At 61.0% G+C, this 22,939-nt stretch carries 15 protein-coding genes and 1 pseudogene; 11 read left to right on the top strand and 5 right to left on the bottom strand.

Features of this window, described 5'->3' with window-relative positions; genetic code table 11:
• Window positions 1-329 precede the first annotated feature (329 nt).
• From ACD590_RS35150 to ACD590_RS35120, 7 genes are all read left to right on the top strand, one after another.
• Entirely contained in the window at window positions 330-5,675 is a 5,346-nt protein-coding gene (locus tag ACD590_RS35150) for a DUF4082 domain-containing protein (RefSeq protein WP_439004376.1), read from the top strand.
• A gap of 22 nt (window positions 5,676-5,697) precedes the next feature.
• Window positions 5,698-6,918 (top strand): GTP-binding protein, encoded by a 1,221-nt coding sequence (locus ACD590_RS35145; RefSeq protein WP_168299819.1) that lies wholly within the window; start codon window positions 5,698-5,700, stop codon window positions 6,916-6,918.
• Between the two features lie 66 nt (window positions 6,919-6,984).
• On the top strand, window positions 6,985-7,293 hold the full coding sequence (locus tag ACD590_RS35140) for a hypothetical protein (RefSeq protein ID WP_018246620.1): 309 nt from the start codon (window positions 6,985-6,987) through the stop codon (window positions 7,291-7,293).
• Between the two features lie 43 nt (window positions 7,294-7,336).
• Window positions 7,337-9,481, top strand: a complete 2,145-nt coding sequence (locus ACD590_RS35135; RefSeq protein WP_047620386.1) for a peptidase domain-containing ABC transporter — start codon at window positions 7,337-7,339, stop codon at window positions 9,479-9,481.
• The gene (locus ACD590_RS35130; protein WP_168299817.1) at window positions 9,478-10,920 is read left to right on the top strand and encodes an HlyD family type I secretion periplasmic adaptor subunit; all 1,443 of its coding nucleotides are present in this window, start codon (window positions 9,478-9,480) and stop codon (window positions 10,918-10,920) included. Before ACD590_RS35135 ends, ACD590_RS35130 begins: the two co-directional genes overlap by 4 nt.
• A gap of 144 nt (window positions 10,921-11,064) precedes the next feature.
• On the top strand, window positions 11,065-12,270 hold the full coding sequence (lhgO, locus tag ACD590_RS35125) for an L-2-hydroxyglutarate oxidase (RefSeq protein ID WP_130654085.1): 1,206 nt from the start codon (window positions 11,065-11,067) through the stop codon (window positions 12,268-12,270).
• A gap of 442 nt (window positions 12,271-12,712) precedes the next feature.
• A complete protein-coding gene (locus ACD590_RS35120) occupies window positions 12,713-14,515 on the top strand; it encodes an adenine deaminase (RefSeq protein ID WP_439004375.1) in 1,803 nt (600 codons plus the stop codon).
• Between the two features lie 94 nt (window positions 14,516-14,609).
• On the opposite strand, the gene ACD590_RS35115 is transcribed toward ACD590_RS35120, so the two are convergent.
• Complete coding sequence (locus tag ACD590_RS35115) at window positions 14,610-14,867, bottom strand: CrpP-related protein (RefSeq protein ID WP_018446177.1); 258 nt, start codon at window positions 14,865-14,867, stop codon at window positions 14,610-14,612.
• Window positions 14,868-14,970: 103 nt separating this feature from the next.
• Window positions 14,971-15,051 (bottom strand): annotated as a pseudogene (locus ACD590_RS35110) (type II toxin-antitoxin system VapC family toxin); the annotation flags it as partial.
• A gap of 555 nt (window positions 15,052-15,606) precedes the next feature.
• On the opposite strand from ACD590_RS35110, the gene ACD590_RS35105 reads away from it, so the two are divergent.
• Window positions 15,607-16,173, top strand: coding sequence for a sugar transferase (locus ACD590_RS35105; protein ID WP_026188787.1), 567 nt, complete (start codon window positions 15,607-15,609; stop codon window positions 16,171-16,173).
• Window positions 16,174-16,294: 121 nt separating this feature from the next.
• Window positions 16,295-18,289: a polysaccharide biosynthesis protein gene (locus ACD590_RS35100; RefSeq protein WP_018246629.1), complete on the top strand. Its 1,995-nt coding sequence runs from the start codon at window positions 16,295-16,297 to the stop codon at window positions 18,287-18,289.
• Between the two features lie 21 nt (window positions 18,290-18,310).
• Here the strand turns inward: ACD590_RS35100 and ACD590_RS35095 are convergent, their stop codons facing one another.
• From ACD590_RS35095 to ACD590_RS35085, 3 genes are all read right to left on the bottom strand, one after another.
• Window positions 18,311-19,585, bottom strand: coding sequence for an O-antigen ligase family protein (locus ACD590_RS35095; RefSeq protein ID WP_026230626.1), 1,275 nt, complete (start codon window positions 19,583-19,585; stop codon window positions 18,311-18,313).
• 333 nt (window positions 19,586-19,918) lie between these two features.
• Complete coding sequence (locus tag ACD590_RS35090) at window positions 19,919-20,170, bottom strand: hypothetical protein (protein ID WP_247264874.1); 252 nt, start codon at window positions 20,168-20,170, stop codon at window positions 19,919-19,921.
• A 38-nt stretch (window positions 20,171-20,208) separates the two neighbouring features.
• On the bottom strand, window positions 20,209-20,613 hold the full coding sequence (locus tag ACD590_RS35085) for a DUF2934 domain-containing protein (RefSeq protein WP_247264885.1): 405 nt from the start codon (window positions 20,611-20,613) through the stop codon (window positions 20,209-20,211).
• A 285-nt stretch (window positions 20,614-20,898) separates the two neighbouring features.
• Between ACD590_RS35085 and ACD590_RS35080 the strand changes: the two genes are divergently transcribed.
• Complete coding sequence (locus tag ACD590_RS35080; protein WP_028732280.1) at window positions 20,899-21,621, top strand: GntR family transcriptional regulator; 723 nt, start codon at window positions 20,899-20,901, stop codon at window positions 21,619-21,621.
• A 42-nt stretch (window positions 21,622-21,663) separates the two neighbouring features.
• The gene (gene uxuA / locus ACD590_RS35075) at window positions 21,664-22,851 is read left to right on the top strand and encodes a mannonate dehydratase (RefSeq protein WP_018446169.1); all 1,188 of its coding nucleotides are present in this window, start codon (window positions 21,664-21,666) and stop codon (window positions 22,849-22,851) included.
• Window positions 22,852-22,939: the final 88 nt, after the last annotated feature.

Here is a 22,939-nt window from a genome sequence, read left to right as displayed (position 1 = left end):
GGTCTGCTGAACCTCATCCTATCCTCGTTTTTCTACGACGTTGCGAGCCCAATAGCGTCTCGACTTGGACGTGCTTGTCAAGGTCGATTGAGAGGAGACGCAGAGCTTCGCCAACGCGAAACGGTGCGACCGGTGGGCCGGGCAGCTCTAGCCCGGAAAGGCTCTACCAGTAGCCGCAGGCAGCTCTGGGACTTTGTCGGCCGGCCTACGTTGAGGATCATCATATCGGCGTAGGGGATACCTCCCTCATACCCCAGATTGCTGTCGTACATTCCCTTAGCAAAGGTGCCAGAATACACGCCTTGCTATAGCGGTCGAAGGGCCGGCCGATGCGGGAGGGGACGCCGCTGATGCGGAGAATTCATGTCAGTAATCGTGAGTATTTGAGTACATTTGGTGGAGCGTTGAGTATCTGTCGTGCACCCTCAGCGTGGAGCGCAGTGCTGGGAACCGCGACGGTTGTATCTTCCACGAGTACCGATGGTTCCCAAAGCTTTGCCAGTAAGGGCAGCTTCGCCAATCTCGACGGCGCCGCCCTCCCGTCCTCCTACACAGGCAATATGATGCTGCCCGCCGCGTTGATCTCAGCAGGCGGCGTGCAGACGGCCTCGATTCCACCAACGGCGATGCCTGCGCCTGCAGGCGACGGCAGCGCACAGGACACGTCCGCCAAGACGGCGTCGGTTGCGACGGTGTTGCAGACGACGACTACGTCATCCGAGCGCACCGTGCTCGGCCCGGACCCGTACGAGGAGGCTGCGACGCTGCCTGCCGCGCCCGTGCTGACGGGTGTTACCAGCGATGCCGGCACGGGAGGCGCTACCACGCCGCCGGCCGATCCTGCCGCCGGTTCCGGCACGACGTCATTGCGCCTTCAAACCTCGATAGCCTCCATCTCGCTAGGGCCAAGCCAGGACGCTTCCGCCAATACGACCGCGGCCCCGACTGCGCTTGCAGCACCGGTGGCGGCGGCTGCAGCTGCTGCAACTGCTGCGACGCCCAACAAGATCGCGCTCGAGAACATGAAGCAAGGCAATCCGATCAGCGAGTGGGGTCTGGAGGGCGACGGCGGCGGCACCATCCAGGGCTTCGCCACCGAAATCAGCACGAATATCGGCCAGACGGTCGATTTCAAGATCGCCACCGATTCCACCCATTACCGCATCGATATCTACCGCATGGGCTATTATGGCGGGGACGGGGCGCGCAAGGTCGACTCCATCGAGCAATCGCTGACAACGGCGCAGATCCAGCCGCATCCGATCGTCGATATGTCGCTCGGCCTGATCGACTGCGGCAACTGGTCGGTCTCGGCGAGCTGGCAGATTCCGACGGACGCGGTCTCCGGCGTCTATTTCGCCAAGCTGGTGCGCGAGGACGGCGTTGAAGACGCCAGCATCATTCCTTTCGTCGTGCGCGACGACGCCTCCACCAGCAATATCGTCTTCCAGACGTCCGACACGACATGGCAGGCCTATAATGCCTGGGGCGGCGCCAGCCTCTATTATGGTCAAGTGCCCGTCGATCCGGCAGACATGATCGGTTACCTGCCGCCGAACTGCAGCTGCGGCCTGCAGGCCATCGGTCGGGCCTCGGCGGTCAGCTATAACAGGCCGATCATTACCAATACGAGCCCGATCGGCGGCTCGCACGACTACATTTTCGGCGTCGAATCCTCCGCCATTTCGTGGCTGGAACAGAACGGCTACGACGTTTCCTATATTTCCGGCGTCGATGCGACGCGCAACGGCGCGCTGCTGCTCAACCACGATGCCTATCTCTCCGTCGGGCATGACGAATATTGGTCTGCCGAACAGCGCGCCAATGTTGAGGCGGCGCGCGATGCCGGCGTCAACCTCGCCTTCTGGAGCGGCAACGAGTGCTACTGGAAGGTCCGCTGGGAAAGCAGCATCGACGGCAGTGGCCAGGCCTACCGCACTATGGTCTGCTACAAGGAAACCTGGGGCACGAGCACGGATCCGAGCAATGTCGGCACCGGCACCTGGCGCGATCCGCGCTATGCCGATCCGGGGCAGCAGCCGGAGAATGCGCTGACGGGCACGATGTTCCAGGTGGACAGCTACCGCCAGGATACGATCTCCATCCCCTACGACTATTCGAACCTGCGCTTCTGGCGCAATACCGACGTTTCGGAGCTGCAGGACGGCGAGACCTACAATCTCGTGCAGAACCTGCTCGGCTATGAATGGGATTCCGATGTCGAGAACGGATTCCGTCCGGCTGGACTGATCAATCTGTCGCTCTCCTCGGTCTCGGTGAGCACGTATCTGCGCGATTACGGCACCACGGTCGGCGATGCAGTGGCGACCCACAGCCTGACCATGTACCGGGCAGCAAGCGGCGCGCTGGTCTTCGGCGCCGGCACCGTCTTCTGGTCCTGGGGGCTGAGTGACAACCACCAGGGCCCGGCCACGTCAACCGATCGCAACGTGCAGCAGGCGATGGTCAACATGTTCGCGGACATGGGCATTCAGCCGACCACTTTGGACGCGAGCCTGATCCTTGCGACACAATCGACCGACATGCTGAAGCCCACCTCGTCGGTCACCTCGCCGATCGTCGGCGCAAGCTTCCTCGAAGGGCAGCATGTGACGATCACGGGCACGGCGCAGGATTTCGGCGGCGGCATCATTGCCGGCGTCGAAGTCTCGACCGATGGCGGCCAGCACTGGTTGAAGGCCACCGGCCGCGAGAGCTGGAGCTATAACTGGGTCGTCCAGGCGAGCGGAACCTACACGGTCATGTCACGGGCCGTTGACGACAGCGTCAATATGGAGGCGCCGTCGGCGGGCAAGCAGGTCACCGTCACGCTGCCGGGCACACAGGGTCTGTGGACACTTGCGGAGAAGCCGGCGACCGAAGTGGCGATCGATCGCGATTCCGTCGAGCTCGGCCTGCGCTTCCAGGCGACGACGGCGGGCTCCGTTGAGGGCATCCGCTTCTACAAGGGCTTCTACAATATCGGCGACCATGTCGTCAGCCTCTGGAGCGCCAACGGAACGCTGCTGGCGACTGGCGTCTCCGCCGGCGAGTCGCTCTCCGGCTGGCAGACGGCGATGTTCTCCAGCCCGATCCAGATTGCCGCCGGCACGACCTATGTGGCCTCCTATCACAGCGGCGGCTTCTACTCCGTCACCGAGAATTATTTCGCCAGCCCCTATGCCAGCGGCGCGCTGAAGGCCGTCGATGGCGGCGGCGTCTATGCCTATGGCGACAATGCCGGCACATTTCCCGGCCAGAGCCCCGGTACCGGCACCAACTACTGGGTCGACGTGGTCTTCGATGCCGGGCCCAACAGCGCGCCGGTTGCGACCGACGATATGGGGCTGACCATCACCCGCAACGACAGCGTCGTAATCTCGATCGCCTCGCTCATCGGAAACGATACGGATCCCAATGGCGATGCGATGACGATTTCGGCCGTCGGCAATGCCGTCAACGGCACGGTGACGCTCAACAAGCAGAACGGCACCGTCATCTTCACGCCGACCAACAATTATTCGGGGCCGGCAAGCTTCACCTATACGCTGTCGGACGGGCGCGGCGGCACGGATCAGGGCAGCGTCAGCCTCACCGTGAACCCGGGCCCTGCCGGAGAAACGCTGTTTACCTCAAGCGAAGGGCCGACGGGCGCAAGCTTCAACGACGGCCAGTCGCTGCAACTCGGCATGAAGTTCGTCGCTTCGACCCGCGGCATGATTACCGGCATCCGCTACTACAAGGCGGCCGGCGATACCGGGGGCCATACCGGCTCCCTGTGGACGGCAGACGGAACGCTGGTTGCGACCGCCACTTTCGCCGACAGCGGATCGGTGAGCGGTTGGCAGACCGCGACATTCACCAACCCGGTGCATATCGCGGCCGGCACGACCTATATCGCCTCCTACAGCACGACAGGCTCCTATGTGGCGACGGCAAATTATTTCACGTCAGCCCATACCCATGGCTCGCTGACGGCGCTCGCCGGCAGCAACGGCGTCTACGCGGTCGGGGGCTCGGCATTCCCGTCCTCCAGCTACCAGTCGTCGAACTACTGGGTCGATGTCGTCTACAACCAGGCGACGGGCAACGCGGTGCCGGTCGCCGCCAATGACAATGGCTACACGACCTATTCCGACACGGCGCTGTCGATTGCCGCAGCCAGCCTGCTTGCAAACGACACCGATGCCGATGGCGATCCGCTCAACATCACCGGCGTCAACGGCGCGGTCAACGGAACGGTGACCTTCAACAGCCAGACCAAGTCCGTCATTTTCACCCCGACGGCGGGTTATACGGGTGCGGCAAGCTTCTCCTATTCGATCGCGGATGGATATGGCGGCACAGCGTCGGCCACGGTCAGCCTCACTGTCGGCACGACGCCCGCGGGAGGCACGACGTCAAGCCTGTTCACCGGCGCCGACACGTCGGGTGTTACCGCCGCCAATGACGCCAACTCGGTCGAACTCGGCGTCAAGTTCATCGCTTCCGCAAATGGCCAGATCACCGGGCTCACCTATTACAGGAGCGCCCAGGATACCGGCACGCATGTCGGCTCGCTCTGGACGGCGAGCGGCCAGGTTCTGGCCCAGGCGACCTTCATCAACGAGACGGCGAGCGGCTGGCAGACGGTTTCCTTCAGCCAGCCGATCAATGTCACGGCCGGCGCCACCTATGTGGCGAGCTACCATTCGAACGGCTTCTATTCCGCAACGGCGAACTACTTCACGACGGACCATACGAGTGGCGCGCTGACGGCACCGTCGAGTGCTGCGAGCGGTGGCAACGGCCTTTATGCCTATGGCTCGGGCAGCCTGTTCCCGACCGCCTCCTACAATGCCACGAATTACTGGGTGGATGTCCTCTACCATCAGGGCGGCGCGCAGAACGCGGTTCCGGTCGCCGCCAATGACAGCGGCTTGTCGACCAATACCGGCACGCCGATCACCATCCAGGCCTCAGTGCTCCTGGCAAACGACACCGATGCCGATGGCGATCCGCTTGCCATCACCGGCGTCAGTGGCGCGGTCAATGGCTCGGTCGCATACGACGCCCAGGCCCAGACGGTGACATTCACGCCGACGGCAGGCTATTCGGGACCGGCGAGCTTCAGCTACGCAATTGCAGACGGCAAGGGCGGCACGGCGTCGGCGCAGGTTGCGCTCACCATCAACGGCGGCCAGACGGAAGGGCCGGAGCAGAACCTCTTTGCCGCCGATGCGACGCCTTCAATCGTCTCTGTCAACGACAACCAGCCGGTTAATCTCGGCATGAAATTCCAGGCCGATACGGCAGGCTGGGTCACCGGCATCCGCTTCTACAAAGGGGCAGACAATACAGGCCCGCACAACGGCTATCTGTGGACCGCCTCGGGCACATTGCTCGGCAGCGTCAGCTTCAGCAACGAAACGGCAAGCGGCTGGCAGACCGCGACGCTGACCCAGCAGGTCGAGGTCGCCGCGGATACGACCTATGTCGTTTCCTACAGCACCAACGGCAATTATTCGGCGACTGGCAATTACTTCAGCGCCGATGTGACGAACGGCGACTTGAGGGCGCTCAGCGGCAACAACGGCGTCTATGCCTACGGCTCGGGCGGCTTGTTCCCAAGTGCCAGCTATAACAGCACAAACTACTATGTGGACGTAGCATTCAGACCGCAGCTCGCGGCGTAGAAGAAGCGAGCGGGGAGTATCGATGACGAGTGCAGACAACAGACTTCCGGTCACGGTCCTTGCCGGCTTTCTCGGCGCCGGCAAGACGACGATCCTCAACCATGTCCTGCGCAATCGCGAGGGGCGTCGGGTCGCCGTCATCGTCAACGACATGAGCGAGGTGAATATCGATGCCGATCTCGTGCGCGACGGGGGAGCGAATCTGTCGCGGACGGACGAGACGCTGGTGGAGCTCACCAATGGCTGCATCTGCTGCACATTGCGCGACGATCTCCTGAGCGAAGTGCGCCGCCTCGCCGCCGCCGGCCGTTTCGACTATCTGCTGATCGAGGGCACCGGCATTGCCGAACCGTTGCCGGTCGCAGCGACCTTCTCCTTCCGCGACGAGAGCGGAGCAGCCCTCTGCGACGTCGCGCGGCTCGACACGATGGTTTCCGTCGTCGATGCGGTCAATCTTCTGGCCGATTATGCGAGCGCGGAGTTCCTGAGGGATCGCGGCGAGAGCCGGGACGGAGACGACGAGCGCAAGCTGGTGGAACTGCTCGTCGAGCAGATCGAATTTGCCGATGTCGTGGTCATCAACAAGGCGCGGGATGTGACGCCTGCAGCGCTTGCCGAGGTTCGCCGCGTCGTTGCCGCGCTCAACCCCGATGCCCGCGTCATCGAGACCGGCTTCGGCCAGCTGAAGCTCGACGCCATCCTGAATACCGGCCTTTTCAGCGAAGCGAGAGCTGCCCGTCATCCGCTGTGGCACAAGGAACTCTTCGGTTGGGGCGACCATGTGCCGGAGACGGAGGAATACGGTATTTCGAGCTTCGTCTATCGCAGCCGCCGGCCGTTCGATCCCTCCAGGCTGCGGGATTTTCTCGACAGGAAATGGCCGGGCCTCATCCGCGCGAAGGGCCATTTCTGGCTGGCGACAAGGCCCGACGAGATCGGCCTGCTATCGATTGCCGGCACGCAGTGCCGCATCGACAGCAAGGGCTTCTGGTGGGCGTCCGTGCCGAAGGCGCAATGGCCGCATTATCCGCAGTTCCGCCAGCTCATCGAACGGCATTGGGACGAGGTCTGGGGCGACCGCCGCCAGGAACTCGTTTTCATCGGCGCCGGCTTCGACGAAGACGCAATCCGCACCGCACTCGACGACTGCCTGACCGGTGAGGACACGGGCTTCGATCCGCAGACCGCTGCCGGGCTTCGGGACCCGTTTCCGGCCTGGCAGCACGCACAATCACATCGGTAGAGCATCCTAATGGACGTAAGACGCCCAAGCTGAAGACGTTTTGATTATCAACCAGAGGAGAGAACAATGAGCAACGAACTCTATGCAGATGGCATCGGCGAAATCACCATCACGGGTACGATCGTGCGCATCGACCTGATGTCGCTCTCGGCCACCGATCGTGATGCCAACAACAATCCGAAGCCAGTATTCCGCCAGCGCATCATCATGCCGGTCGATGCCTTCGCCAATGCGGTCGATCTCATGCAGAAGGCGCTTGGCGGGTTGGTCGAGGCGGGCGCGGTCCGTCGTATCGGTGATACGTCAACTGCGGCGGCTGCCGATATCCAGTCGGTGCAGGCAGGCGCTTCGAACGCCTCGCCGAACTTCAACTGATAAAACAAATATTGCCTCAGTCTCGTATTGTTTCGGGTGGGCCATGAGTGGTTTTCTGCATACCAACCTGCACTGTCTTGCATTGGTCGCGCGTCATCACGGCGTCGATCTTGCTCCTGAACGATTGCAGCACGATTATGCCGTCGGCAACGATCCTGTTGCCTTGCGGCAGCTGCTGCGCATGGCCAAGGATGCTGGCCTCAGGGCAAAGCATCTGACGCTCGACTGGCGATCCCTGTTCCAACTTGGCGAGGCATTCCCGGTGCTCGCTGAGCTGACGAACGGCAACTGGGTGGTCATCGCCGGCGCTGTCGGGAGCGGGGAGGATGAGAGAATCCGCGTTCTCGACCCGCTGGCATCACGCGCCGAAGTGATGATGCTCAGCGAAGAGCAGTTCGCCAAGGCCTGGCTCGGATCGGTGATCCTGGTGAAGCGCAACTATCGCATGTCCGATGAGGATCGACCCTTCGGCTTCCGCTGGTTCGTACCCGAGATCATCAAGCAGCGCAGCTTCTTCCGCGATGTCGCGCTCGCCGCCTTCGTGCTCTACGGGCTTGGGCTGACGACGCCGATCTTCTTTCAGCTCGTTATCGACAAGGTGCTGGTGCATCAGAGCTATGCGACGCTGACGGTTCTCACGGCGGGCATTGCGATCGCGCTCGTCTTCGACGCGACCTTTACTTTCCTGCGCCGCTATCTGCTGCTCTATGCGACGAACAGGATCGACATCCGCGTCGCGACCCGCACCTTCGGCCATCTGCTCAACCTGCCGATCGCGCTCTTCGAACAGGCCTCGGCCGGCGTTCTCGTTAAGCATATGCAGCAGACAGGGCGCATCCGTGAATTCCTGACCGGCCGGCTGTTTCTCACACTGTTGGACGGCGTTTCGCTCCTGGTCTTCGTGCCGATCCTGCTTCTCTATAGTGTCAAATTGACGCTTGTAGTGCTCGGTTTCGCAGCCCTCGTGGGCCTCGTGGTGATGATGCTCGTCGGGCCGTTCCAGCGCCGGTTGCAGGCGCTCTACCAGGCCGAAGGCGACCGGCAGGCATTGCTGGTGGAAACCGTACACGGCATGCGCACCGTCAAATCGCTGGCGCTGGAGCCGCGCCAGCGCAAGGTGTGGGACGATTATTCGGCCCAGTCGATCTCCGTGCGTTTCCGGGTCGACAAGATCTCGACCATCGCCCAGGCGATGACCGGACTGCTGGAGAAACTGATGAGCGTCGCGATCATCGGCCTCGGCGCGCTCGATGTCTTCAGCGGCGCGATGACGATTGGCGCGCTGGTCGCTTTCAACATGCTTGCCGGCAGGGTCTCGGGACCACTGGTACAGATCGTCACCATGGTGCACGAATATCAGGAAGTCGCGCTCTCCGTGCGCATGCTCGGCGAGATCATGAACCAGCGGCCGGAGCAGGCGGGCCGCGGGCGAGGTGTACGGCCGCATCTGCAGGGCCGTATCGAATTCGACAGGGTCACCTTCCGCTACGGCCCGGACAGCGCGCCGGCGCTCGACAATGTCTCCTTCGCCATTCCGGCGGGCTGCTTGTTCGGGGTGGTCGGCAAGAGCGGCTCGGGCAAGACGACGATCACAAGGCTCATCCAGGGCCTCTATCAGAGCCAGGAAGGCCTCGTGCGCATGGATGGCTATGACAGCCGCGAGATCGACCTCGTGCATCTGAGAACGAGCATCGGCGTCGTGCTGCAGGATAGTTTCCTGTTTCGCGGCTCGGTGCGCGAGAATATTGCCGCCGCCAAGCCTGATGCCAGCATCGAGGAGATCATGGAAGTCGCCCGCATCGCCGGCGCCGAGGAGTTCATCGAGCGCCTGCCGCGCGGCTTTGACACGATGCTGGAGGAAAACGCCTCCAACCTTTCAGGCGGCCAGAAGCAGCGGCTTGCCATTGCCCGCGCGCTTATCACCGATCCGAAGCTGTTGATCTTCGACGAGGCGACGAGCGCGCTTGACCCCGACAGTGAGGCGATCATCCGCGAGAATCTGAGCCGCATCGCCGCCGGCCGCACCGTCGTCATCGTCTCGCACCGGCTTTCGACGCTCGTCGATGCCGATGCCATTCTCGTCATCGACCGTGGCAAGGTCGCCGATATCGGCCGGCACGATCAGCTTGTATCGCGCTGCATGACCTATCGCCACCTGTGGTCCCAGCAGATGAGGCAGGTCGCATGAACGCGCACACCAGAAAACCCAGCGAGAACCTGCCGGTCCCTTCAGACAAGGCTCCCTCAGACAAGGCGCCCACGGGCAAGGGAAGGGAACTGACCGCCCGCCCGCCGCTGCCGCCGGCAATTGCCGAATTCCAATCCGATGCCGTCGAGCTCGAGGAACGTGCGCCGCCCAGAGTTGCGCGCATGACGCTCTATTGCGTAACCGCGCTGATTGCTTCGGCGATCACCTGGGCCTCGGTCTCCTCGATCGACGAGGTGGTGATCGCGCCCGGCAAGCTCGTCACCACCCAGCCGACCATCGTCGTCCAGCCGCTCGAAACCTCGATCATCCGCACGATCGAGGTGAAGGCCGGCGAGGTCGTGCATACCGGTCAGACGCTCGCGACCCTCGACGCCACCTTCAGCCAGGCCGATGTCGACCAGCAGCAGGCGAAATTCTCCGCGCTCGACGCCCAGGTGAGGCGCATCGAGGCCGAGCTTGCCGGCGACGACTATACGAAGATGGCGGGAGATACGCCCGACCAGATGCTGCAGGCGCAGCTCTTCGGCCAGCGACGCGCCTTCTACGTGGCGCAGCTGCAGAATTTCGATCAGCAGATCGCCGGCCAATCGGCCGCTCTTGTGGCGAGCAAAAACCAGGAGGCGGTGCTCAATGACCGACGTGATGGGCTCTCACAGATCGAAGCAGCGCGCGAGAGGCTCTATGACAACCAGAGCGGTTCGCTAATCACGCTGCTCGGTTCGCGCGACGCCCGCCTCGACGTCGAATCCGATCTGACAGCCGTCCGCGGCCGGGCCGACGAGGCCGCACACTCCTATGCCAAGCTGACGGCGGACCGGCAGGCCTTCATCGAGGATTTCCGCCGGGCGGCGATGGAGCAATTAGTGGAGCTGCGCGGCCAGCGTGACATGGCGGACGAGGAACTAAAGAAGATGGCACTGCGCCGCAACATGGTCGTGCTGACGGCTCCGGCCGATTCCGTCGTGCTCGACCTGGCGCAGCGCTCGGTCGGTTCGGTGGTGCGGGAGGCGGAGCCGGTGGTCACACTCGTGCCCATTAACGTGCCGCTGGAAGCGGAAGTCTCGATCAACACGCGCGATATCGGCCGGGTGGCCGTCGGCAAGGAAGCCCGTATCAAGCTCGACGCCTATCCGTTCCAGAAATACGGAACCGCGACAGGCGAGGTGAGGACCATCAGCCAGGACACCTTCCTAACCGGCCAACAGGAGCAGACCGCCACCTCCGGCCAGCCGGCCGCCCCCTTTTTCAAGGCGCGGATCCTGCTTGCCGATACCCGGCTGAATGCCACAGATGTGCCGGTGCGACTGCTTCCCGGCATGACTGTGACCACCGAAATCAAGGTCGGCAACCGCACGGTGATCTCCTATTTCCTTTATCCGCTGCTGCGTGGCCTCGACAACGCAATACGCGAACCTTAGGACGTGATGGATCAGTCCCCGGACTGGGATCTCGAGTAAGATTCAAGGCAGAAATTTCGCGTCTCAAAGCCGCGGCCTGTCGCGCCCGCATGTTCGTGAAGTCGGATCTGCCCGGCTTCCGGCGTTAACTTCGATCGATTGGGAATGAGTGTCGCAATGATTTACGACGTCTGCATTATAGGCGGCGGCATAGTTGGTCTTGCCACCGCCATGGCCGTTCTGGAAAAGCGGCCCGGTGCAAGTGTAGTTCTCCTTGAAAAAGAGCCTGGCTTGGCCGTCCACCAGACAGGGCACAACAGCGGCGTCATCCACGCGGGAATCTACTATGCGCCAGGCAGCTTGAAAGCGCGCCTTTGTCGGGAGGGGGCCGATGCCATCAAGGCGTTCTGCAGGGAGAAGAGTGTACCTTATGAACAATGCGGAAAACTGGTGGTTGCCACCAACGAGCTCGAACACCGCCGCCTGAAGGACCTGGCCGAACGGGCAAAGATCAACAACATCGATATCGAATGGCTCGATCGGAATACGCTGAAACAACGCGAGCCCATGGTCGAAGGCGTCGCGGCAATTTTCGTTCGGGCGACGGGTATCGTCGACTACAAGGCTGTGTGCGTCGCCATGGGCGCTCATCTGACCGCTCAGGGCGTGGAAATCGAATTGAATACGCAGGTTTCCGCGATCCGAGAAACCTCGGATCTCGTCGAGATTGCAGCGGGTGAGCGTCAATGGCGGGCCAGACAGCTGATCGCCTGCGCCGGTCTGCAGTCCGACCGCATCGCCAAACTTGCGGGCCTCAAGATCGATCATCAGATCATACCGTTCAGGGGCGAATATTTCCGCCTGCCGCCGTCGCGGAATGGACTGGTCAGGCACCTGATCTATCCGGTGCCCGATCCGTCGCTTCCATTCCTTGGCATTCATGTCACCAAGATGATCGACGGCAGCCTTACCGTCGGACCCAATGCGGTTCTGGGAATGGCGCGCGAGGGGTATCCGAAATTCAGCATAAACATCTGGGATCTCCGCGAGTGTCTCTCGTTTCCGGGCCTATGGCGACTTCTCTGGAAAAACGCAGGCGCCTCCGTGCGCGAGTTCAGGGACTCGCTGTGGCGGACAAACTATCTGGAAGCGTGCCGCAAATACTGCCCGTCGCTGACACTCGAAGACCTTCAGCCGATGGAAGCGGGCATCAGGGCCCAGGCCGTGATGCGGGACGGGCGTCTGGAGCATGATTTTCTGTTCCTAAAGACGGGTCGCATGCTGCACGTCTGCAATGCGCCGTCGCCGGCAGCCACGTCGTCGATCCCGATCGGCCGGGATATCGCCGACAGGTGCTTTTCCGCCGGCTGAAGAAACCGTGAGGGAAACCGGATGACGTTCAAGACAAGATTTCTCGACATCGGGATGAACGATGCCGGTCGCTCCGACCGCGGAGCCAGCAGGAGGACGAACTCGTTCCAGGTCAGGACTGGATAGGGGGATCTTGCATTAGCTTCGATGCGACCGGCGCCATGCCGCTTGTCCGGCTCCGGGTGGCAGCCTCTTTCGTTTCTTCATTCTGCCGCCGGCGAAAGGGGCTGGTCCGGTTCGATGAAGTCGTTCTGCCAAGCCTTATGTCCTCGCCAGACGTTTGTCAGTTCTGCTCGATTGCCCGAGCGGTAGGGCATCCCTGCCTGTTGTCCCGATTCAGTAGGCTGGTACCCACGCCAGTGACAACAACTATTCTCGCTTCCTTCCCTCGATGGCGTTCCCTACAATCTGCCTGTTCTCCCGCCCTGGAAATGAGGTTTTCATGAGCACGCTTACCCGCTTCTCCGTTCAGCCGCTCTCGACCATGACCCGCCGTCTTGCCGATGTCGCCTCCGCTCGTCGCGAACCCGATCTGGTCATCCAGGGCGCGCGCGTCTTGTCCACCTATTCGGAGCGCTTTCTCGAAGGACGGGAAGTCTGGATTTCGGGTGGCCGCATTGCTGCCGTGAAGCCGGCTGGTAGCTACAGGGGCGGGAGCGCTAAGCTCTACGACGCCAAGGGCGGCATCATCGCCCCCGGCCTGGTCGATCCGCATATCCATATCGAATCCTCGATGGTAACGGCCTGCGCCTATGCCGAAGCGGCCCTCCTCAACGGCACGACGACGATCTTTTGCGACAGCCACGAGATCGGAAACGTCATGGACGTCGCCGGCGTCGAGGCAATGCTCGAGGATGCACGGCAGGCGCCGCTGTCGATCTTCCTGACCGTGCCGAGCACGGTGCCGGCGACGACGCCGGATCTGGAAACAGCCGGCGGCGACCTGACGCCGGATAAGATCGCCGCCCTGTTCGACAAATGGCCAGAAGCAGTGGCTCTTGGTGAGAAAATGGATTTCGTCCCGGTCGCGATGGGCGACGAGCGCAGCCATGCTATCCTGGCTGCGGCACTCGAGCGCGGCAGGCCGGTGTCGGGTCATGTCTACGGGCGAGAGTTCGTTGCCGCCTATGCGGCATCCGGTGTCACCGACACGCATGAAGCCATCGACCGCGACATTGCCGACGACCTCCTGGAAGCCGGCGTGTGGATCTTCCTGCGCGGCGGCCCGCCGACGACACCCTGGCATTCGCTACCGCAGGCGATCAAGACGATCACCGAGCTCGGCGCTTCCCACAAGCGCGTCGCCGTCTGCACCGACGATCGTGATGCGGAAGATCTGCTCGCCTTCGGCCTGGACTGGGTAACGCGCGAAGCGGTGAAATACGGCATGAGGCCGGAAGAGGCCTGGGCGATGGGTTCGCTGCACGGCGCAACGCGGTTCGGCATGGAAGGCGAAATCGGCGGTCTGGGCGGCGGGCGGCGCGCCGACCTGGTGCTTCTCAACGACGACCTTACGCCGGTCAGCACCTGGTATGGTGGCGAGCTCGTCGTCGACGGCAAGAAGATCACGCCGATCCTCGACGAGGCCCTGTCGAAACCATACCGCTATCCGGATGCCGCCTACCACACGGTCAAGCTGCCAAAAAATCTCAAGCTGACACCGGACCTGCCGACGGAGACGGTCGTCGCTCATACGATCAAGACGGAGCTGCCTGGCATTACGCTGGGCCATGTCACCGTCACGCTGGAACCGGCCAATGACTGGCAGGCGCATTTCGACAGGCACGACCTCTGCTTCGTGACGGTGGTGGAGCGTCACGGCAAGTCTGCCGGCAATATCGCCCACGGACTGCTCAACGGCTTCGGGCTCAGACAAGGCGCGGTCGCATCCTCGGTCGGCCACGACAGCCACAACATCATCGTCGCCGGCACCAATGCAGCGGACATGCAGGTGGCGCTCGACGCGATCGAAGAAAAGCAGGGTGGCGTCTGCGTCGTGATGGACGGCAAGGTGACGGCCATGGTGCCACTGCCGATCGCCGGGCTTTTGTCCGACAAGCGCGTGCACGAGGTCGCGGACGAGGTAAAGGCCTTGAAGCTCGAATGGGAAAAGGCAGGCTGCACCATCGCCTATATGGGCTTCAACCTCATCCCGCTGTCGGTCATCCCGGAAATCCGGATAACCGATAAGGGTCTGGTGCTGGTGCCGGAAATGGTGATCTCGCCGCTCTTCGAAAAGACCTGAACGCCGACAATCCGATGGTGAAAGAGGTGCGGATCCTTCACCGCGACGGGGCAAGAAAACCTAGCTCGTCGCTAGCAAACCATTATCAGTAACGTTACGTATCGAGCGCACGTTGTTTGGCAGTCGAGATCAACTCCTTGAAGTGCGCAGCAATCCTACCTTCGCGGCTAGCGTCCTCCGCTTCCCAACCGAACTTCCACGCGTCGTGACGCGCAAGCCAATCCCCGAGGGCACTGGTATCACCAGTAGGCATCCTATCGGCGGCGAGGTATGGGTTTTCGTGAGCCTTCAGGCCGAGCACCCGCGCCCTTGAGCCTGCTTCCTGTAGATCGATCAGCTCTTCAATCGTCATACGCGATCCCCCCACGATGTCGGCGAGGGTAACATCGCAGTCCGCGCATGCAAGAGAATGCTAATTAATGGGTTAATTTGGGACAGTTGCCAGCTCGCGGCTGCGCCAGCACGTGGGCATCCGTGTAGGCAATGCCCATGCTGAAAATGCCATGTCGGTCAATCATTGTCATGACTTCGTCGTGGCGACGATCGCTCCGCGCTGAGCGGCAAGGAAATCCGCCGGAGCGGATCAAGCGACACGAGCGCATCCTGAAGAACAAAGCCGATCTTTTCGCCACGCAGGCGTCGCCAGTCCCTTTCGCCAAAATTGCCGCTACAGCCCTCCGACAACCTTTTATGGGACGCAACTCAGCGTGCGGAGTGGTCGTTCCAGTGGGCCACGGGCAGCAGCCAGAATGAGGTGTCCTGCTGGACGAATGTCAGGGGCCACATCAGCATATTAAGCAGAATGGCACCCGGGACGACGAGCGGTGTCGGTCCGTATCGGCCAAACAAGCTGCCAACCGCGGGGGTGCATAAGACCCATGATCAGCCTCCCGGGGGAAGCAGCCGACCGGTTTGCAGCGTGGTGGAACCCAGACGGGCATGGCGGGAGGGGGCCAACAGGTCGATGATCGATCGAGCATGCCTATAGATAAAACACCATGTCCTCCAGTTGACGCGAAACGCTTTTTGACGATACGGCAGGCGATAGCGTGAACGGCGGATGGTCGGTCGATGGCGCGGAGCTGCGGAGCATGGGTTTGAAACGGGCGGTGGATTTTTTGCTGGCTTTGATTGCGTCGGTGATCCTGCTCCTTCCAATCCTCATCGTCGCTCTTTGTGTTCGCCTTACCTCGCCGGGACCAATCCTTTATTGGTCAAAACGTGTCGGCCGTTTCAATCAGATCTTTCTGATGCCAAAGTTTCGCAGCATGCGCGTCGACACGCCGACGGTGGCCACGCATCTGCTTGAAAACCCGGATCGGTTTCTGACGCCTATCGGCTCGTTTCTACGCAAATCCAGCCTCGATGAACTGCCGCAGCTCTGGTGCATTCTCGAGGGGAAGATGAGTTTCGTCGGCCCACGGCCGGCACTCTACAATCAATACGACCTAATAGAATTGCGGACGGCCCATGGCGTCGACAAGCTCTTGCCCGGATTGACGGGATGGGCGCAGATCAACGGACGTGACGAATTGCCGATTCCGGAGAAGGTTAAATTCGATATCGAATATCTCGAACGTCGCTCGCTCGGCCTCGACATAAGCATCCTGTTTATGACGGCCGAGAAGGTAATCCGCCGTAAGGGAATAAGGCATTAAGCTACCTACTTCTGATAGATAAGCAGTGCGGAAGACCTTGGTTTCCGATTATTTCAGTTGCGCTCGTTGCAGAAAATGACAAGAAGGTGGTGTCGATCGATCTGCGAAACGCTGGTAAGCAATGCCTGAAAATACCCCCGCTGAGACATCGCGCTCAGGATGGTTCTTAAAGCCGATGCAAGCGCTCGTCGCCCCTCTGTTGGCGATGCCGCGGGTTGCCAAACGTGCTCTGGCTTTGCTGGTGGATTCCAGCTTTTGCGTTCTAACCATCTGGCTGGCCTATTGCTTCCGCCTCAACGAATGGACGGTACTAACCGGCGTCCAGTGGTTGCCGGTCTTCGTTTCCTTGTGCATGGCACTTCCCATTTTCATCGTCATGGGCATGTATCGGGCGATCTTTCGTTATGCCAATATGGCTGCTTTCATTACTGTTCTGAAGGCGATTGCGATCTACGGCTTTGCCTTCATGACGATCTTTACCGCCCTCAGTGTGCCGGGCGTTCCGAGAACCGTCGGCATCCTCCAGCCCTTCCTGCTGTTGATTGCGATCGGGCTGTCGAGGCTGGGTATCCGCTACTGGCTCGGGGATGCCTACCAGCGCATCCTCCACAAGAATATGCTCGCCAAGGTGTTGATCTATGGGGCGGGGAAGGCCGGGCGGCAACTGGCGGCTGCCTTGATGAACAGCGCCGAACTCAATGTCGTCGGCTATCTGGATGATGATCCGCGTCTCAAGGGCGGCGTCATGGGTGGTTTGCCGATCTATGACCCCTCGGATCTTCCGGTGCTTGCCGAAGCTCTTGGCGTCCACAATGTACTTCTTGCTCTTCCATCCGCATCGCGACAGCGTCGCAACGAAATCCTGGAGCACATCCGCAAAGCCAGGGTCAATGTTCGTACATTGCCCGATCTCACGGCCCTGGCTCAGGGACGCATCGCCGTCTCCGACATCCGTGAGCTGGAGATCGAAGATCTGCTGGGGAGAGAAGCGGTCGCGCCACGGCAGGAGTTGCTTGACAAGGCGATGCGTAAAAAGGTGGTTATGGTCACGGGTGCTGGTGGCTCGATCGGCGGCGAGTTGTGCCGCCAGATTCTACGCAACGAGCCTTCCACCCTGATCCTCCTCGATCAGAACGAGTTTGCGCTTTATAATATCCATGCCGAATTGCAGAAGCTGGCCGAGCTGTACAGACAAGAAGATCTGCAGATCGTCCCAATTCTTTGTTCCGTTCGCGACCAGGATCGCATGGAACATATCATGCAGAGCTGGCGACCACACACGCTCTATCATGCAGCCGCTTACAAGCATGTGCCCCTTGTCGAACATAATGCCGTGGAAGGCATCAAGAACAATGTCATGGGTACGCTGGTCACGGCGCGCGCGGCCAATAAATGCGGCGTTTCGAATTTCGTGCTGATCAGTACAGACAAGGCCGTACGCCCCACGAACGTGATGGGGGCCAGCAAGAGACTGGCGGAGATGGTTCTGCAGGCGCTCGCAGCGGAGTCTACGACCGACAGAATGCGAACCAATTTTTCCATGGTCCGCTTTGGGAATGTACTCGGTTCGTCCGGATCCGTCGTGCCGCTTTTCAGGCAGCAGATCAAGGAAGGCGGCCCCGTTACCCTGACACATCCTGAGATAACCCGCTACTTCATGACCATTTCGGAAGCCTCGCAACTCGTCATCCAGGCTGGCGCGATGGCCGAGGGTGGAGATGTTTTCCTGCTCGACATGGGAGAACCCGTGCGCATCGCCGATCTCGCCCGCAAGATGGTAGAGCTTTCCGGGCTGACCCTCCGCGACGATGACAATCCTGAAGGGGATATCGAGCTTTCCGTTACCGGCCTCAGGCCCGGCGAGAAGCTCTACGAAGAACTTTTGATCGGCGACAACCCTGAAACAACCGAACATCCTCGCATTATGAAGGCGCGCGAGGATTTCCTCTTCTGGCCGGAGCTTTCGAAAAAGCTCAACTCGCTCAATGCGGTATTGGATCGGAACGATATGGTCGCGGCACGCGCGATGTTGGCGGAGCTCGTCTCCGGCTATTCCTCAACCGGTGAAGTCTCGGATCTGGCCTTCACCGGCGCCGAAACCAATACGGCGGCCTGAGACGTCAAGTGCCAGCAGACGTTACCTCCGAACGACAGGCGCAAACCGTGTGCTGCCGCGGTCCACACAAATAAGGGCGACCAAATAGGCGAAGATCGGATCCAGAGCCTTCTGATTGAACATGATGCCAAAGCTGCCGGTTATGACGTAGCTGCTGACGAGCAGAAGAGCGAGCGCAATGGCGAGATCCCGGCCCGGTCCGGGTTCTTTTCTCCACGCGCCTATCACGGGCGTCAGGAGCATCAGCGAAAGCGCCGCAATGCCGAAAACGCCGGCGTCGATTCCCGCAGTCAGAAAACCGTTGTGGACATGCGAGAAGGGCAGCTGTGGCCTTATACTATCGGGCAGCTCTGCCAAAACCGAAGTCATCCGGTTTTGCGGGCCATAACCAGTCAAGGGGTCCTTGCGGATTGCTGATAGTGCACCTTTGTACAAAGCGAACCGCGCACTGAGCGACGTGATCTCGCCGTCACTGCGTTCGAGCGTTGTCAGATCTCCTTGGAGCGCTTCAATGCGATCGAGGATCTGGCCGCTACCCAGAGTGATAAGTCCCGCTAACAGCAAGGAGCCGGTAATGGCGAGGCTGCGCAAACTCAAATGGAAGCTGTGTTTGCGAAAATACCAGAAAAAAATGACGATATGGACGGGAATGACCAGCCAGGCCGAGCGCGTTCCGGAAAGCAGAACGCAGCCTAGACCGGCGGCATATCCCAATATCGCAATTCTTTGCTCCACGCTTCTCGGAGATTGAACGTTGAGAAGCGCAATGCCGCCGAAAAGAACGCCTATGATCCCCAGCAGTGCAGCGTTCGAAGTTCCAGCTTCTGCCCTGGACATCAGAAACATGATCTGCAGGAGACTGAAGACAAAGGTGACGATCATGCCGATGCCTGCGCCGAGGATAAAGAGCGGCAAGAGACGGCCATCGGGAGATTGGCGCATCCGCGGCAATATCAGCCAGACCGAAAAGAAAGGCAGGAGCCGGAATATCCAGTCCAGTTCTTCGGAGTAAGGCGGATTGATGAATATGCTGGCGATCATCACCAGCGGGTAGATCGACATGCTAATGGCAACCAGCCGGTCGGATCGCGACAGGTTCAAGGCCAGGCGGCCCGTGACCAGACCGTAGAGGCCCCACACCATCGACGCGAGGAGGATGAAGGAGTTAAAGTTCGGCGAAAGTCCTGGAAGGATTGCAAAGGCAAAGACCGCAATGCGGTTGTTTCGGTCGAGCGCGCCTCCCGCCCCATTTCCGGGATCGAGAACCGCCATCTTGAGTTGTTTAAAATAATTCACTATGCCGGCCCTGACCGTGTCGATACTGCCTCGCTAAGGATCGTGAAGACGGCTGTCAAGTCGCGATGAGGGCGCAATCCATGGCTTTATTCAACGTGGTATTCAGGCAACAGGCCGTTCTGGACAGACATGGTTCTATTCGATGATCGCGGCAAACGGATACGGCGGGAAAGCCGGCTTCAACGGAAAACACGTTTGAGGTGCGGCTTGATTTGAGGGTTTGATCGTGATCATCCGACGAGCGTACTGCGGGAAGAGAAGGCGGCAACATCGGGATCAGGAGAGCCAATCGAAGAACCGATGCTGCGTTTCGTTGACGTGAAGTGTCTGCCGCTATCGCCAATACACCCTTGTGGAGCTTTCCGCCGATGATCGACCGAGGAGATAGCCGAGCCCGAATGCCAGAATGCCGGTGGTGAGCAACAGTGCGCTTGCTGTGTACGGGTGCTCTCTAGCGCCGGAGGCGACGGCATAGGCCTCGCGCTTCATCTCTTTGGCTGCCGACTTCGCGACCTTGGTCAATCCCTCCGGCTGCTCGGTGGGCGTTCCGGTGAATCCAGCGTTCAAGTTCTGTTTGTCGACCATTTCGGGGACCTTTCTGAGATTGGCGCGAGGCGGAAAGTTCAATCCTGCTCGCGTGTGCCGGGGGAGGCTTCGCGTTGATCCGCGTCTTCGAGATCCGTCTTGACGAGGAATGCATCGGTATGTTCGCGCGAGGCCTCTCGCAGGGCTGCGAGATTTGGAGGATTGTCGGCCTCGCCCTGCTGGGCGTCGAGTTCATGTTCGGCCAGGGTCCAGTGATGCCGGTGCTTGCCTTCCGGCCTCCCCTCCTTCTCCCACAGCGAATATGCCCTTCTTCGGATCTCCTCCTCGCGGGTGGCTGCTGGCAACCCGCCGCTCTTCCTGTCGATTTGGTTTGCGGCTCGCCGAGCCATCTTCTGTCCGCGTGCGTCCGCAACGGGTGGAGCTTTCGGCCGCCCGTCGTCGGTCGTACTTTCGCTTATCTTGCGTCGTGCTGGGTTTTTCATGACCATCTCCTTGGGGATTTCAACCAACTCGACGGATCTAAGTTCCAAACAAAGAGTGTCACGGCACAAAGATCGGGCTTCTGATTTCGCAAGGCTCATGCCGTTCACCAGCGCTTTTGAAGCGCAATCATTGCTCGATCCCCGGGCCCAGACTGAAATGCTCAATTCGCGAAGCGCTGAATCACGAGATGTGGCGCTATACCCTCACTCACCCGCAGCACGTCTTGGCAAGGCCATATAACTGATATACTAGTATGCCAACAAGCATCGACGCCCGGTATCGTTATGTCGCAAGCATCAGAAACCGAAGTCTTGGTAGTCCCGACGTCGCAGGAGGTTGGCGGCAGGCTGCGCCGCATCACCACGGCCGGCGCCATCTACGATCGTCTCTACGCCGACATCGTGTCGCTACGAATGCCGCCTGGCATGCTGCTGCAGGAAAAGCGGATTGCCGATGATTTCGGCGTCAGCCGCACACCGGTGCGTGAGGCGCTGCTCAGGCTTTCCGAAGGTGGACTGGTCGATATCTATCCGCAATCGGGCACGGTCGTCTCGCGGGTGCCGGTCTCGGCGATCCCCGAGGCGGTCGTTGTGCGCAAGGCGCTCGAAGGCACGACCGTCGAGACTGCGGCCCTGACCGCGACTGCCGCAGACATCGCCCGTCTCGATACCATCATCGCCCGGCAGCGGTCGCACGCCGCGACCAACAATGCCTCGAGCTTCCATGAGGAGGATGAGGCCTTCCACGAGGCGATCGCGCAGATATCAGGTTATCCCGGCATCTGGGCAATCTTGAAAACGGTCAAGGTGCAGATCGATCGGGCGCGGCGGCTGACGCTGCCGGTGCTTGGGCGCATGGACAACGTGGTGCACGAACACATCATTATCCGCGATGCGCTCGCCGCTCACGATGCGGCGGCTGCACGCAGCGCAATGATCCATCACTTAAGCGCCGTCATTCCCGATGTCGACGAACTGCGCGCGCGTTACCCCGATTATTTCTGCTGACGGCAGGCCAACACGAAACGAAAGACCAGGGAAGGAAGAAGGATGCGACAAGGTTGGAGATGGTTCGGACCGGAAGCGCCGGTGACGCTGGATGACGTCCGTCAGACGGGCGCCACCAATATCGTCTCTTCGCTGCATCAGGTGCCGATCGGCAGGGCCTGGACCGAGAAGGAAGTGCGCGAACGCCAGTCTCTGATCGAGACGACGCCGGGCGACCGTGCGCCGCTCGTCTGGTCGGTCGTTGAGAGCATCCCGATCCCCGACGCGGTCAAGCGCAAGGGCGGGGAGGCGAAGGCGGAAATCGAGGCGTGGATCGCCAGCCTCGAAGCGGTCGCCGCCTGCGGCATTCCGATTGTCTGCTATAATTTCATGCCGGTGGTGGACTGGACCCGCACCGAACTCGATTTCGTGACACCGACGGGCGCCACCGCCATGCGTTTCGATCACGAGCGTTTCGCAGCCTTCGATCTCTTCATTCTGGAACGGCCAGATGCGGCGCAGCACTATTCCGCGGAAGACCGGGAAAGGGCGCGTATCGTCTTCGAGGCGATGACGGACGACGAGGTCGCCGACATCACCCGCATCATCACCTCGGCTCTACCGGGGTCGACCACCGAACCTCTGACCATACCGGCCTTCCGGGAAAAGCTGGTCGCTTATAGCGGTATCGATGCAGCAAGATTGCGTCGGCACCTGATCGAATTCCTGGAGGCTGTAACGCCGGCTGCCGAAGCGCGCGGCGTCAAGCTGACGCTGCATCCCGATGACCCGCCGCGCTCGCTGTTCGGCCTGCCGCGCATCGCCTCGACGGCCGATGATTATGCCGCGCTCTTCGATGCGGTGCCATCGGCGGCAAACGGCATGTGTTATTGCACCGGCAGTCTCGGCGTGCGCGCCGAGAACGACCTGCCGGCGATCGCACGGCGCTTCGCCTCGCGCATCCACTTTGCCCATCTGCGCGCCACGACGCGCGAGGGCGACGGCCGAACGTTCCATGAAAGCGCGCATCTGGAAGGCGACGTCGACATGGTCGCGGTGCTTCGGGAACTGGTCGCGGAAGACCGCCACCGCGGCACACAAGACACCATCGTCTTCCGCTCGGATCATGGCCACCGCATGCTTGACGATCTCGACAAGGTCGTCACCCCAGGCTACCCCGCCATCGGCCGCATGCGCGGCCTCGCCGAACTGCGCGGTATCCTGCATGCTCTGGGCGCGCCGCCGACCTGAGGGTGTCCTCGAACGGCATCGACTGACCTTGGCGAATTGGGCTGCTGCGGGGCAAGCTTCTTCCCGCGCCCGCACCGGCTCGCTCGTA

The organism is Rhizobium sp. 862_C5_N1_2 (assembly GCF_051811205.1).
Classification (GTDB): domain Bacteria; phylum Pseudomonadota; class Alphaproteobacteria; order Rhizobiales; family Rhizobiaceae; genus Rhizobium; species Rhizobium leguminosarum.
This window is presented reverse-complemented; position numbering and strand designations above follow the sequence as displayed.